Here is a 13,875-nt window from a genome sequence, read left to right as displayed (position 1 = left end):
GGTCATGGGCACAAGGACAAAGAAACTTAACCAACTGGCCCTGACTGCACGCGGGGGCGCAAACCCCGGCATTACAGGTCTGGCCGTCGACAGCCGCGAGGTGAAAGACGGCTTCCTGTTTGCGGCCCTTCCCGGCACGCGCGTTCATGGCGGTAAGTTCATCCAGTTTGCCCTGCGCATGGGGGCCGCTGCGATCCTGACCGATGCCGAAGGGGCCGAGATAGCTGAGGCCGAGCTGGGTGAATCAGGCGCGGCACTGGTAGTGGTTGAAGACCCGCGTCAAGCGCTGGCCGGGGCAGCCGCATTGTGGTTTGGCGCACAACCGCGAACCATCGTCGCTGTCACCGGGACCAATGGCAAAACCTCTGTTTCCACGTTTGTGCGCCAAATCTGGGCCGAGCTGGGCCATGCCGCCGTGAATCTTGGCACCACCGGGGTCGAGGGAGCCTGGACCGCGCCGCTGGCCCACACCACACCTGAGCCGATCACCCTGCATCGCTGTCTGGCAGAGGCGGCTGAGAATGGCGTGACCCACGCCGCGATGGAGGCTTCGTCCCATGGTCTGGAACAGCGCCGTCTGGATGGTGTGCACCTGACAGCCGCAGGGTTTTCCAACTTCACTCAAGACCATCTGGACTATCACGAAACCTTCGAGGCGTATTTCGCCGCCAAGGCCGGTCTGTTCGACCGTGTGTTGTTGCAAGATGGTACAGCGGTGATCAATCTGAGCGACCCCAAAGGCGCTCAGGTCCAGCGGGTCGCAAAATCTCGGGGTCAATCGGTTCTGACCGTTGGTTTGGGTGACGCCGATTTATGCCTGATCAATCAACGGTTTGACGCCACCGGGCAGGACCTTCGGTTTTCCTGGCAGGGCCGAACGTTCCAGACCCGCCTGAACCTGATCGGTGGGTTCCAGGCGGAAAACATCCTGCTGGCCTGCGCGCTGGTCATCGCCGCAGGCGACAGCCCAGAGCAGGTTTTTGAAACCCTGCCGCATCTGACGACCGTGCGGGGGCGGATGCAACTGGCCGCAACGCGCGATAATGGTGCAACGGTTTTTGTGGATTACGCCCACACGCCCGACGCCGTGGCCACCGCCCTCAAGGCGCTGCGCCCGCATGTGATGGGGCGACTGATCGCTATCGTCGGGGCAGGCGGGGATCGAGACGCCACGAAACGACCTTTGATGGGCAAGGCGGCGGCCAACCATGCTGATGTGGTGTTTGTCACCGATGACAACCCGCGCAGTGAAGACCCTGCCGCCATCCGTGCGGCCGTCATGGAAGGTGCGCTTGAGGCCGCAGATCAGGCCAGTGTGACTGAGGTTGGCGACCGCGCCGAGGCTATTTTACGCGGCATCGACGCGCTGCAACCGGGCGATGCGCTGCTGATTGCTGGTAAGGGACATGAAACCGGTCAGATCGTCGGGGATCAGGTTCTGCCTTTTGATGACGTTGAACAGGCCAGCATCTCGGTCGCCGCGCTGGACGGGAGGGTCGCATGACGCTCTGGACAGCATCCGAGGCCGCTGAGGCTACTGGCGGTCAGGCTACGAGTGACTGGATTGCCAATGGTGTGTCCATTGATACGCGCACAATCCAGCCTGGCGATTTGTTCGTGGCGCTGAAAGCCGCGCGGGACGGTCATGATTTTGTGGCGCAGGCACTGGAAAAAGGCGCAGGGGCGGCGCTGGTTTCTCACATTCCCAAAGATGTCCCGGATGGGGCGCCTCTGCTGATCGTTGATGACGTGCAGGCCGGTCTTGAAGCGTTGGGGCAGGCGGCACGAGCTAGAACTGATGCGCGCGTTTTGGGTGTGACGGGCAGCGTCGGCAAGACCTCGACCAAGGAAATGCTGGCGACGATCCTCGAAACGCAAAGCAAAACCCACGCCAGCGTGGCCAGCTACAACAACCATTGGGGCGTACCGCTGACTTTGGCGCGGATGCCGCGTGATACTGAGTTTGCCGTGATAGAGATCGGCATGAACCACCCGGGCGAGATTGCCCCGCTGGCAAAACAGGCCCGACCGCACGTGGCGCTGGTCACAACCGTGGCTGCGGTGCACTTGGAAGCCTTCGAGTCCGTCACAGGCATCGCTCATGAGAAAGCGGCGATCTTCGAGGGGTTGGAGCCTGGCGGAGCCGCGATCGTCAATGCAGATATAGAACACGCTGACATCCTGCGTCAGACTGCGCAGGATCACGGCGCCGGGATCGTCGATTTCGGCTGCAATGCTGCAGATTACCGGCTGACCGATGCGCAGCAAGGGGCCAACACAGTGAACGCCCAGGCAGTGGTCGGCGATCAACTCATCCGCTTTGAGGTCAACTCTGCCGGTACCCATTTTGCCATGAACGCGCTTGGGGCTCTGGCAGCATGCGTGGAACTGGGTGTCGATCTGGATCAAGCCATCTCGGGTCTGCGTGCGTGGTCGCCGGTCAAGGGTCGCGGTGTACGCGAAAGCTTGCCGCTGTCCGGGGGTGGTCAGATCGAACTTCTGGATGACAGCTATAACGCCAACCCAACCTCGATGGAGGCCGCGCTGGATGTGTTGGCCGCCTCGCAAGGTACCCGTCGCATCGCATTTCTGGGCGATATGAAAGAACTGGGCCCGCAAGAAGAGGTGATGCACGCCGCGATGGCGGACGCTGCAGCCATGGCGCAGGTGGATCAGGTACATTGCATTGGACCGCTGATGCAGGCCCTGCACCAAGCGCTACCCGATGACAAACGCGGGCTCTGGTTCGAAACCAGTGCTGAGATGACCGAACACTTGCCCGCACTGATCCGCGATGGCGACACGGTGCTGGCAAAAGGCTCTCTCAGCATGACATTGGCTGCGATTGTTGACGGTCTGCGCAAAATGGGGCAAGGGAGCGCGCTTGATGGGTGATCGCGCCCAGACGCCGCGTGTGAGAAAGGTATTGTCATGCTGTATTGGTTGACCGCCCTGTCGGACGGTGGGGATTTCTGGAACCTCTTCCGCTATATCACTTTCCGCGCTGGCGGTGCCTTCATGACGGCGCTGATCTTTGGGTTCCTGTTCGGAAAACCCTTGATCAATGTGCTGCGCAAGAAACAAGGCAAAGGACAGCCGATCCGCGACGACGGTCCCGAAGGGCATTTTTCCAAGGCAGGTACGCCAACCATGGGTGGGCTGCTGATCGTCGGCGCGCTGGTGACGTCGACCCTGATCTGGGCGCGTTGGGACAATCCTTATGTCTGGATGGTGCTGTTTGTGACCTTGGCTTATGCGGCTATCGGATTTGCGGATGACTACGCCAAGGTGTCGAAACAGAATACCAAGGGCGTTTCGGGCAAGATGCGCCTGGCGCTGGGCGTCATTATTGCAGTTCTGGCCTCGCTCTGGGCGTCGCTGCATCATCCTGAAGCGCTTCAGAACCAGCTGGCGGTGCCGGTGTTCAAGGACACTCTGGTCAATCTGGGACTTTTCTACATCCCGTTCACGGTCGTCGTGATCGTGGGGGCCGCCAATGCGGTGAACCTGACCGACGGTCTGGATGGGCTGGCCATCATGCCCGCGATGATTGCCGCGACGACCCTTGGGATCATTGCTTATGCGGTCGGGCGCGTTGACTTCACCGAATATCTGGACGTGCACTACGTGCCTGGAACCGGCGAGATTCTAATTTTCACGGCTGCCCTGTTCGGAGGCGGTTTGGGCTTTTTGTGGTACAACGCCCCACCCGCGGCGGTGTTCATGGGCGACACCGGATCGCTGGCCTTGGGCGGCGCATTGGGCGCAATCGCCGTGGCCACAAAGCACGAGCTGGTTCTGGCCGTGGTCGGAGGTCTGTTCGTGGTCGAGGCGCTGAGCGTGATCATTCAGGTCCTCTACTTCAAGCGCACCGGAAAGCGGGTCTTTCTGATGGCCCCGATCCATCATCACTATGAGAAAAAAGGCTGGGCGGAACCCACGATCGTCATCCGCTTCTGGATCATCTCGCTGATCCTGGCGATGATCGGTCTGGCGACGTTGAAAGTGCGGTAGTTAAAGACAACGCGGAATGGCTTGCGATCAAATGGAATTGTGTAAGCGCGAACGGCTTTACGCCATCGCGGCTGGGCTACAGTCGGCAGGGTTGGCTGTAATTTTTATAAAATTTTGGGAAAGCGTTTCACCTGGGAAAGGCACCCTTAGCTTGTTCTTTTACAACACTCTTGGGCTTTTTGATCTGTGCAGTTCGTACTGGGGGGTGATCATTGCCGCTTTGGTTTTGTCCGCTGTGGCTATCGTTGTGTCAATCCCCATAGTTGTGCTTCACAATTGCGTAAATACAAGGTGGCCCAATAGTAAGTCTTCTCATCGTACTATTGATCAAGCGTTGTGGCTCGCTATTGCGGTATTTTTCACACTGATTTTTTTGGCCTGTGTTGGCTTTGATATCCGTGTGTTTTTGATCACCGCGTTTGTAGTATTGGTCGCGTTCCTTCACGTTGCAAACTCCGCAGCATTAGTAGTTGGCTACAGGCTTACTCAATTGAGTGGTCGCTACGACCGCGAGGCAGTAAGCGTACAAATACTATCGTTTTTCATTTCGTTGCTGTTTATTATTGGCGGGGTCGTAGCTGTTGGTGATTTCACGATCTTCGGTAATCTTAAAAAGGTGACCCCCTAATGATCCCGATCAAAGGCTTTGCAGGGCAGAAAGTGGCCGTTCTGGGGTTGGGCCGCTCCGGCCTGGCCACTGCGCGTGCCCTGCGTGCGGGCGGGGCCGAGCCAGTGTGCTGGGACGACAACCCGGCAGCCCGTGAATCGGCCGAAGGCGAGGGCTTCGCCTGCGCTGACCTGCGCAAGCATGGGGCGTTTGACGACATCGCCTCGCTGATCGTCTCACCGGGCATTCCGCATCTCTATCCCGAACCGAACCCTGTGGTGGCCGCAGCCCTGGACGCTGGCGTGCCGGTGGACAATGACATCGGCCTGTTCTTCCGCTCCTTTGCCGGACCGGAATGGCACAATTACGACACACCGCCGCGCGTGATCGCTGTCACGGGATCGAATGGAAAATCCACAACGGCTGCGCTGATCCATCACATTCTGACCGAGGCCGGACGCGAGGCGCAGCTGGCGGGAAACATCGGGCGCGGGGTTCTGGATATCGATCCGGGCGGTGACGGCTCGGTGGTGGTGCTGGAACTCAGCAGCTATCAGACGGAACTGGCCCGTGCGCTGACCCCAGATGTGGCGGTGTTTACCAATCTCTCGCCCGACCATCTGGACCGTCATGGTGGGATGGGGGGCTACTTCGCGGCCAAACGGCGCCTCTTTGCCGAAGGCGGACCGGATCGTGCGATCATCGGCATTGACGAAACCGAGGGCGCATTTTTGGCGGGACAACTGGCCGAAGGGCCAGCGGATGACCGGGTGATCCGTATCTCGGTTGCGCGCAAACTGACCGGTCCGGGCTGGCAGGTTTTTGCCCGCAAGGGCTTCCTGTCGGAATACCGCAAAGGGCGGCAGGCAGGCTCCATCGACCTGCGCATGATCAAGGGCCTGCCGGGTGCGCATAACCATCAGAACGCTTGTGCGGCTTATGCCGCCTGCCGCTCGCTTGGCCTTGCCCCGCGCGTGATCGAGGATGCGCTACACTCCTATCCGGGCCTGCCACACCGCAGCCAGATCATTGCCGAGACAGATGGGGTCACTTACGTCAACGACTCCAAGGCGACCAATGTCGACAGCGCTTTGAAAGCGCTGACCGCGTTCAAGAATATCCGTTGGATTTGCGGTGGGCTTGAGAAAGAGGGCGGTATCTCAGCCCTGAACGCGGCAGCGGACCGGGTCATCAAGGCTTATGTGATTGGTCGCGAAGCGGCTGGTTTTGCGATGCAGCTTGATGCTGACGCGCAGGTTTGTACCACGATGGAGGCCGCCGTGTCGCAGGCGATGAAGGATGCCGAAGCGGGTGACACCGTGTTGCTGGCGCCGGCAGCGGCCAGCTTCGATCAGTATGACAACTTCGAGCAGCGCGGTGATGACTTTGTCGCCGAGGTTCGAAAAAGGGTGTAGCCGACCTCTGGTTGCAAATGACCGCCGGTTGAGGGAAGCTGGCGGCCTATCAGCTTGACGCGCCATGATTATTGGTTTTTGCCTTGCAGAGTTTCAAAACGAGGTCATGACTATGCCATTCCGTAAACTTTCTATGATCCTGCCTGCCATCCTGGTGGCTGGGGCGTGCACCAACACCGGTGCCAATTACCAACCTATTGTCGATGGTCCAATTGGTCCGAACTACAATGTTGATCTGCAGCAGTGTCAGCAACTGGCCGCGTCGCAGGCGTCCGTTGATGGGTCCACAGCTGGGAACGCTGCCATCGGTGCGGCGGGTGCGGCTGCCGTCACTGGAATCGTTCAGGACAGCAGCGACAATCTGGGTCGTGCAGCTGTTGCAGGCGCGCTTGTGGGTGCCGGTGCGGACGTGATCAACAAGAACCAGAACAAAGAAGTCATCGTGCGCAACTGTATGCGCGGTCGCGGGTATAACGTCGTCGGCTAGGGCCGCGCGATCTCAGGTGTCGGCTAAGGCCGCGCTATCGGAAGTGTCGTTTAGCTTTTGGCGGCAATAGCAACACCAGCAGCATGGCCCGAGGACCATGCCCACTGGAAATTGTAGCCGCCCAACCAGCCGGTGACATCCACCGCTTCGCCAATCGCATAGAGGCCAGGGACATCCTTGGCCTCCATCGTTTTTGAGGACAGATCGTCGGTGTCGATCCCGCCCAGTGTCACCTCAGCCGTGCGATACCCTTCGGTTCCTGACGGCACCAGCCGCCAGTCGGCTAAAGACGCGGCCAATGCAGACAGTTTTGTGTCCGATTGGTCGGCTAGGTTCCCGGACATGGGAATGACCTGACGAAGATGGTCGACAAGACGCGCAGGCAAATGGCGCGCCAGCTCTGTTGTCAACGCCTTGCGGCCCGCGCTCTGTCGTTGGGTGCGCAGAAGATCGAACAGCGGCAGTTCGGGGATCAGATTCACCCGGATCGTTTCGCCTTCGTTCCAGTAAGACGACAGCTGCAACACCGACGGCCCGCTCAGGCCGCGATGCGTGAACAGCAGCGCCTCGTCAAAGCTGGTGCGGTCGTTTGACAACCGTGCGGGCAGGGAAACACCGGACAGGTCCTTGAACCGACCATCCGGGAAGGTGAACGGTACCAGCGCGGCGCGCGTATCGGTCATGCGCAAGCCGAACTGCCCGGCAATGTCATAGGCCAACCCGGTCGCGCCCATCTTGGGGATCGATTTGCCGCCCGTGGCCAGCACCAGATTGGCGCAGGTCAGGTGTTGGCGTTGTCCCTCACGTTCTACCTCCAGCGCAAATCCGCCTTCCTGTTTGCGAAGATCCCTTAGCGAGGTTTGCACCCACAGCTCGGCTCCTGCATTGCCCATCTCGTCCAGCAACATCTGGATGATCTGTTTCGAAGACCCGTCGCAGAACAATTGCCCCAAGGTTTTCTCGTGCCATGGGATGTTGTGCCGACCGACCAGATCGATGAAGTCCCATTGGGTATAGCGCGCCAACGCGGATTTGCAGAAATGCGGGTTCTGCGACAGGAAGTTGCCGGGCCCCGCATACATGTTGGTAAAGTTACAGCGCCCACCGCCCGAGATGCGTATTTTCTCGCCCGGTGCCTTGGCGTGGTCGATCACCAGCACGCGCCCGCCGCAAAAGGCTGCGCACATCATGCCGGCTGCCCCGGCGCCAAGGATGATCGTGTCGTAGGTCATGGGCGGGGGATGGCGTGGATTGGTTCGGATGGCAAGAGGCAGCACGCTGGCAGACCGGGCGTCAGTTCATCAGAAGCGACAGCCTTGTGGTAAACTCCTTTCACGAAGGACCCCAAATCTGTCTATTGCAAAGGAGCGTCCCGCAATGATCATGCGCATTTTCCAAGTCACGGTGCGACCCGGTAAAGAGGCCGAATTCTCGAAATTCTTCCGCGAGACCGCGATACCTTTGATGCAAAACACCGAAGGTATCGTGCAGGTTCTGCCGGGCGCGCCGCGCTCGGATTCGCCGCGCGAATTCAGTTTTGTCATGGTTTGGAACAGCCTGGACGCGCTGAAAGCATTCGTCGGCGAGGATTACACAAGCCCGCATATCGATCCCGCTGAAGCTGAACTGGTCGAATCCAGAACCATCAAGCACTACGATCTTGTTGGTTCGTGATCCAAGACTCTGTTGAAGTTCAAGTGCCAGTTTTCAGATCATTGGTCCTGGGGGTAATTTTGGCAATGGCTCTGTCATCCTACTAGCCCAAACGCAAAATACCCTGTAAACTCTCAATCAGATCCCGAAAACGGGACGTGAACGAGGCAGAGAGTGGCGGTATCTCATGACTGAGATGGTGTATGGCGCGGTCCAGGACCAGCGCGGAGAACCGATTCTACCGAAGTGGTGGCGTACAATTGATCGCTGGACGATGTCCTGCGTTCTGATTCTTTTTACCATCGGGTTGTTGCTGGGGCTGGCCTCATCCCCTCCGCTGGCTGGGCGCAACGGGTTCGATCCTTTCCATTATGTCGAGCGTCAGGCCATCTTCGGCGGATTGGCGCTGATCGCGATGTTGCTGACATCGATGATGTCTCCGACCTTGGTGCGGCGTTTGGCCGTTCTTGGGTTTCTGGCGTCATTTGTGGCGCTGGTCTTTCTGCCGGTCTTCGGGACCGACTTTGGTAAGGGTGCTGTGCGCTGGTATTCGCTGGGCTTCGCCTCGCTGCAGCCGTCCGAGTTCTTGAAGCCCGGTTTCATTGTCGTGGCCGCTTGGCTGTTGGCTGCCTCGCAACAGATTAACGGCCCTCCGGGGCGGATTTGGTCCTTTGCACTGTGTATGGCGATTGTCGGGATGCTGGTGATGCAGCCCGATTTCGGTCAGGCCTGCCTGATCCTGTTCGGTTGGGGTGTGATGTATTTTGTGGCGGGGGCCCCAATGCTTCTGCTCGTCGGCATGGCAGGGGCGGTCGTATTGGGCGGTATGTTTGCCTATTCAAACTCCGAACACTTCGCCCGCCGCATCGATGGCTTCCTGAACCAAGAGGTCGATCCGACCACCCAGTTGGGCTATGCCACCAATGCTATCCGCGAAGGCGGGCTGTTCGGCGTTGGCGTGGGTGAGGGGCAGGTGAAATGGTCTCTGCCCGATGCCCATACCGACTTCATCATTGCGGTTGCGGCCGAGGAATATGGCCTGATCCTGGTGCTGATCATTATTGCGGTGTACTCACTGATCGTGGTGCGGTCTCTGCTTCGCCTGATGCGCGAACGCGACATGTTCATCCGACTGGCCGGCACTGGTCTGGCCTGCATGTTTGGAGTTCAGGCGATGATCAATATGGGTGTCGCCGTGCGCCTGTTGCCCGCCAAGGGCATGACGTTGCCGTTTGTCAGCTATGGCGGGTCGTCCCTGATTGCGGGCGGCATTGCGATTGGCATGTTATTGGCCTTCACCCGAACCCGCCCTCAGGGCGAACTTGGCGATATTTTACGCGGACGAGGATAATGGGGAGCCCTTACCTGTTGATTGCGGCTGGCGGAACCGGGGGCCACATGTTCCCCGCTCAGGCCTTGGCCGAGGCTTTGCTGCAGAAGGGCTGGCGGGTGCGCCTGTCCACCGATCCACGCGGTGCGCGTTATACCGGTGGCTTCCCGGATGCGACCGAGATTACCGAGGTGTCCTCGGCTACCTTCGCGCGCGGCGGTTTGGCAGCCAAGGCGCTGGTCGGCCCAAAGATCGTGGGCGGTGTAACCAGCATGGCGTTCCAGATGATGCGTGATAAGCCCGACGTGGTTGTTGGGTTTGGCGGGTATCCGTCGATCCCTGCGTTGGGCGCGGCAACACTGCTAAAGATCCCACGCATGATCCACGAACAGAACGGTGTGCTGGGCCGTGTGAACAAGCTTTTCGCCACCCGTGTTGCGCAGGTTGCTTGCGGTGTCTGGCCAACGGACTTGCCCGAAGGGGCGCAGGGCGTCCACACCGGCAACCCGGTGCGCGCCGCTGTACTGGACCGCGCTGCCGCCGGATACATCCCGCCCGGCGACTACCCGATGTCGATTTTGGTCATGGGGGGCTCACAAGGTGCGCGTATCCTGAGCGACGTGGTGCCCGAGGCCATTGCCGCCTTGCCTGAAAACATCCGTAACCACATCCGTGTTTCGCATCAGGCGCGGGATGAGGACAGTGCGCGCGTTACAGCGTTCTACAATGATCATGGCATCCGCGCCGAAGTTCAGACCTTTTTCGCTGACGTGCCCCGTCGCATGTCGGATGCACAGTTGGTGATCTCGCGCTCGGGCGCGTCCAGTGTTGCAGATATCTCCGTCATTGGGCGACCCTCGATCCTGGTCCCGTTTGCCGCCGCCGCCGGAGATCACCAAACCGCCAATGCGCGCGGACTGGTACAGGCTGGCGGTGCGATCATGGTCCCCGAAAACGCCCTTGACGTTCACGCATTGACGCATCAAATCACCACGGTTCTGACCAACCCCGAAGCCGCACAGAAAATGGCCCATGCCGCCCTTTCGACCGGTGCCCCCGACGCGACCGAGCGTCTGGTGCATCTTGTCGAACAACTGGCGCAGAAGGAGACCGCATGAATCCTGCAACCAAACTGCCGCAAGACGTAGGACCGATTCACTTTGTTGGGATCGGAGGGATCGGGATGTCCGGGATCGCCGAGGTTCTTCTCAATTTGGGGTACCGGGTGCAGGGCTCGGACCTCAAGACTTCCAAGATCACCGACCGCTTGGCAAGTTTGGGCGCAGAGATTTTTGTCGGACAACGGGCCGAAAACCTGGAAAACGCGGCCGTTGTGGTCGTCTCGACCGCGATCAAACCGGGCAACCCGGAACTGGATGAAGCGCGCGCGCAAGGGCTGCCCGTCGTTCGCCGGGCCGACATGCTGGCCGAGTTGATGCGCTTGCGCTCGAACATCGCCATTGCCGGCACGCACGGCAAGACCACCACGACCACGATGATGGCGGAACTCATGGTGGCGGGAGATTTCGACCCGACTGTAATCAATGGCGGCATCATCCACGCCTATGGCTCGAATGCACGCATGGGGCAGGGCGAATGGATGGTGGTTGAGGCAGACGAGTCCGACGGCTCGTTCAACCGTCTGCCCGCTACCATCGCCATCGTCACCAATATCGACCCCGAGCATATGGAGCACTGGGGCGATTTCGACAGATTGCGGGACGGTTTCCACGAGTTTGTTTCGAACCTGCCATTCTATGGCCTCGCTGTCTGCTGCACTGACCATGCCGAGGTTCAGGCTCTGGTTGGTCGTATCGCCGACCGCCGCGTGCGCACCTATGGGTTCAATGCACAGGCCGATGTGCGGGCGGAAAACCTGACCTACAAAGGCGGTGTCGCCCATTTCGACATTCACCTGCAATACGAAGACAAGGTGATCGAAGGCTGCACCCTGCCGATGCCCGGTGATCATAACGTCTCGAACGCGCTGTCTGCTGTGGCTGTCGCGCGCCATCTGGGTATGAAAGCGACTGAAATTCGCGAGGCCCTGGCCAATTTTGGCGGGGTCAATCGGCGCTTCACCAAGGTTGGAGAAGTTGACGGTGTCACCATCATCGATGACTACGGCCATCATCCGGTCGAAATCGCTGCTGTCCTAAAGGCTGCGCGCCAAGCGACCGAAGGCCGCGTCATCGCCGTTCACCAACCTCACCGCTACTCACGCCTGTCCAACCTGTTCGACGATTTCTGCACCTGCTTTAACGACGCCGATGTCGTGGCCATCGCTGATATCTTCGCGGCTGGTGAAGAGCCGATCGAAGGGGCCTCCCGCGACGATCTGGTGCAGGGGTTGATCCGCCATGGCCACCGCCACGCACGGGCGCTGTTGGACGAAAACGATCTTGAGCGCTTGGTGCGGGAACAGGCCCGTCCAGGAGACATGGTCGTTTGCCTTGGGGCCGGTACGATCAGCGCCTGGGCCAATGCTCTGCCCGAGAGACTGTTAAGAAAACAAGCTGTTTGACATTCCGGTCCATTGGTGTGCAACCATAGGGTGAACCAACCTGCTACCCGCCATCACCGACCTTAGGAGGGGAAATGGATTATTCCGTAATCTTTGCGGCCCTCTGGGTGATCTGTGCGACCGTTGTGGCGATGCTGCCGATGCGGCTGCAATTCCCTCCGGGGATCGTCCTTTTAATCTGCGCGCCGGTTCTGATCGTTTGGTTGGGATATGGCCATGGCTGGGTTTGGTCTGTTCTTGCCTTTGGTGGCTTCGTGTCGATGTTCCGCAACCCGATCCGTTATTACTGGCGCAAATGGACGGGCCGAGAGGTGGCAGAATGAGCTGGTCCCTCGCTCTGGCCGCTCTTTGGGGCTTGTCTGCAAATATCCTTGCGATGATCCCCAGCAAGGATAACCACTGGACACGGGCTTACATCCTGATCGCCGTGGGAATCCCGATCCTGGGCTATGTCACGTACCAGCACGGCCCGTGGATCGGCCTGTTGGTGCTGGGGATGGGCATGTCAATGCTGCGCTGGCCGATGATTTACCTGACCCGTTGGACAAAGACAAAAATGCAGGGCATGAAGGCGGCCAGTAAGTAACGGTCGTTTTCAGGAGGCTCCATGGTCGACATCGCCACTTTCGCTTATCTGCCGCTCATTTCTTTGATCCTTGGCGCTGTTGCCGGGTTTGTTGCTGGGCGTTGGATCGGAATCAGGGGTTTGTTATGGCTCATCGGCCTGACCTCGGCTGGTGCCTTGGTGCTGATCGTAATGCTGGCGGGCGTCGGAACAGGTGAAGAGGAACAGGCATTCGGACCCTTCGTCTGGCTGACCGGCTCGGTCCTGCCCTTCCTGCTTGCTGTGATCGCCGGCGGCGTTGGCGGGCGCGGGCTGGCCGCAAAGTCAAACGCATGAGCAACCTGCCTGAAGTTCGGGGGCGCCTGAACTCGGCACGCCCGCTGAACGACCTCACCTGGCTGCGTGTTGGCGGCCCGGCGGACTACCTGTTCCAACCTGCCGACCTCGAAGACCTGCAGGCGTTTCTGCGTGATCTTCCGTCAGATGTTCCTGTCTTCCCAATGGGGGTTGGTTCGAACCTGATCGTGCGGGATGGTGGCCTGCGCGCTGTGGTGATCCGGTTGGGGCGTGGGTTCAACAGGATTGAGGTCGACGGAACCACCGTCACTGCCGGGTCTGCCGCGCTGGATGCCCATGTGGCACGCAAGGCAGCGGATGCGGGGGTGGACCTTACGTTTCTGAGGACCATCCCCGGCTCGATCGGTGGGGCAGTGCGGATGAACGCGGGATGCTATGGCAGCTACACAGCGGATGTGCTGCAAAAGGCCACCATTGTCACAAGGTGCGGTGAGGTTCTGAACCTCACGCCGGATGACCTAAATTTCCGCTATCGGCAAACAGACCTGCCCGAAGGAGCAGTGTTAGTTTCCGCCACGTTTGAAGGCCCGTCGGGCAGTCCCGAAGACCTCCATGCCCGCATGGAAGCGCAGCTGAAAAAGCGCGACGAAACCCAGCCGACCAAGGACCGTAGCGCAGGGTCGACCTTTCGCAACCCGGCGGGGTTTTCCTCGACAGGTCAGGCGGATGACGTGCATGATCTTAAGGCGTGGAAAGTGATCGACGATGCAGGGATGCGTGGCGCGACGCTTGGCGGTGCGCAGATGAGTCCCAAACACTCGAATTTCCTGATCAATACTGGAACCGCCACCGCTGCTGACCTTGAGGGTCTGGGTGAAGAAGTGCGAAAAAAGGTTTACGAAACAAGCGGCATCACGCTAGAGTGGGAAATCATGCGGGTCGGAGATCCGCTGAAAGAATAAAGCCCCAACCGTCAGACCAAT

15 protein-coding genes are annotated in these 13,875 nt (G+C 59.5%); 14 read left to right on the top strand and 1 reads right to left on the bottom strand.

All coding sequences use genetic code 11. The annotated features are described in order from the left end of the window. Positions 1–4: 4 nt before the first annotated feature. The 6 genes from ALB80_RS04610 (at position 5) to ALB80_RS04585 (ending at position 6,523) form a co-directional block, all read left to right on the top strand. Positions 5–1,504: a UDP-N-acetylmuramoyl-L-alanyl-D-glutamate--2,6-diaminopimelate ligase gene (locus ALB80_RS04610; protein WP_050602848.1), complete on the top strand. Its 1,500-nt coding sequence runs from the start codon at positions 5–7 to the stop codon at positions 1,502–1,504. Then, positions 1,501–2,895 (top strand): UDP-N-acetylmuramoyl-tripeptide--D-alanyl-D-alanine ligase, encoded by a 1,395-nt coding sequence (murF, locus tag ALB80_RS04605; RefSeq protein WP_050602847.1) that lies wholly within the window; start codon positions 1,501–1,503, stop codon positions 2,893–2,895. The genes ALB80_RS04610 and murF overlap by 4 nt, the downstream gene beginning before the upstream one ends. Positions 2,896–2,931: 36 nt before the next feature. After that, positions 2,932–4,014, top strand: coding sequence for a phospho-N-acetylmuramoyl-pentapeptide-transferase (mraY, locus tag ALB80_RS04600; RefSeq protein WP_050602846.1), 1,083 nt, complete (start codon positions 2,932–2,934; stop codon positions 4,012–4,014). Positions 4,015–4,030: 16 nt separating this feature from the next. Continuing rightward, positions 4,031–4,642, top strand: a complete 612-nt coding sequence (locus tag ALB80_RS04595) for a hypothetical protein (protein ID WP_050602845.1) — start codon at positions 4,031–4,033, stop codon at positions 4,640–4,642. After that, complete coding sequence (murD, locus tag ALB80_RS04590) at positions 4,642–6,036, top strand: UDP-N-acetylmuramoyl-L-alanine--D-glutamate ligase (RefSeq protein ID WP_050602844.1); 1,395 nt, start codon at positions 4,642–4,644, stop codon at positions 6,034–6,036. The genes ALB80_RS04595 and murD overlap by 1 nt, the downstream gene beginning before the upstream one ends. Before the next feature lie 112 nt (positions 6,037–6,148). After that, positions 6,149–6,523 (top strand): glycine zipper family protein, encoded by a 375-nt coding sequence (locus tag ALB80_RS04585; RefSeq protein WP_253276814.1) that lies wholly within the window; start codon positions 6,149–6,151, stop codon positions 6,521–6,523. 50 nt (positions 6,524–6,573) lie between these two features. Here ALB80_RS04585 and ALB80_RS04580 read toward each other — a convergent pair whose 3' ends face one another. Next, positions 6,574–7,755 carry an NAD(P)/FAD-dependent oxidoreductase gene (locus ALB80_RS04580; protein ID WP_050602843.1) on the bottom strand — a complete coding sequence of 394 codons (1,182 nt, stop codon included), beginning with the start codon at positions 7,753–7,755 and terminating at the stop codon, positions 6,574–6,576. Between the two features lie 145 nt (positions 7,756–7,900). Here ALB80_RS04580 and ALB80_RS04575 point away from each other — a divergent pair, with 145 nt between their 5' ends. From ALB80_RS04575 to murB, 8 genes are all read left to right on the top strand, one after another. After that, entirely contained in the window at positions 7,901–8,197 is a 297-nt protein-coding gene (locus tag ALB80_RS04575; RefSeq protein WP_050602842.1) for a putative quinol monooxygenase, read from the top strand. Between the two features lie 166 nt (positions 8,198–8,363). After that, positions 8,364–9,527 carry a putative lipid II flippase FtsW gene (gene ftsW, locus ALB80_RS04570; RefSeq protein WP_050602841.1) on the top strand — a complete coding sequence of 388 codons (1,164 nt, stop codon included), beginning with the start codon at positions 8,364–8,366 and terminating at the stop codon, positions 9,525–9,527. After that, on the top strand, positions 9,527–10,624 hold the full coding sequence (locus ALB80_RS04565) for a UDP-N-acetylglucosamine--N-acetylmuramyl-(pentapeptide) pyrophosphoryl-undecaprenol N-acetylglucosamine transferase (RefSeq protein ID WP_050602840.1): 1,098 nt from the start codon (positions 9,527–9,529) through the stop codon (positions 10,622–10,624). Before ftsW ends, ALB80_RS04565 begins: the two co-directional genes overlap by 1 nt. Continuing rightward, positions 10,621–12,030 carry a UDP-N-acetylmuramate--L-alanine ligase gene (gene murC, locus ALB80_RS04560; protein ID WP_050602839.1) on the top strand — a complete coding sequence of 470 codons (1,410 nt, stop codon included), beginning with the start codon at positions 10,621–10,623 and terminating at the stop codon, positions 12,028–12,030. Before ALB80_RS04565 ends, murC begins: the two co-directional genes overlap by 4 nt. 74 nt (positions 12,031–12,104) lie before the next feature. Then, a complete protein-coding gene (locus ALB80_RS04555; protein ID WP_050602838.1) occupies positions 12,105–12,353 on the top strand; it encodes a DUF2484 family protein in 249 nt (82 codons plus the stop codon). Then, positions 12,350–12,616 carry a DUF2484 family protein gene (locus ALB80_RS04550; RefSeq protein ID WP_050602837.1) on the top strand — a complete coding sequence of 89 codons (267 nt, stop codon included), beginning with the start codon at positions 12,350–12,352 and terminating at the stop codon, positions 12,614–12,616. The genes ALB80_RS04555 and ALB80_RS04550 overlap by 4 nt, the downstream gene beginning before the upstream one ends. Positions 12,617–12,637: 21 nt before the next feature. Continuing rightward, positions 12,638–12,931: a hypothetical protein gene (locus tag ALB80_RS04545; protein ID WP_050602836.1), complete on the top strand. Its 294-nt coding sequence runs from the start codon at positions 12,638–12,640 to the stop codon at positions 12,929–12,931. Beyond that, a complete protein-coding gene (gene murB / locus ALB80_RS04540; protein ID WP_050602835.1) occupies positions 12,928–13,854 on the top strand; it encodes a UDP-N-acetylmuramate dehydrogenase in 927 nt (308 codons plus the stop codon). The genes ALB80_RS04545 and murB overlap by 4 nt, the downstream gene beginning before the upstream one ends. The last annotated feature ends 21 nt before the right edge of the window (positions 13,855–13,875 follow it).

The sequence above is a fragment of the Ruegeria sp. 6PALISEP08 genome (genome assembly GCF_001238295.1).
Classification (GTDB): Bacteria; Pseudomonadota; Alphaproteobacteria; order Rhodobacterales; family Rhodobacteraceae; genus Ruegeria.
The sequence above is the reverse complement of the archived record's forward strand: the minus strand, read 5'-3'. Positions and strand labels throughout refer to the sequence as shown.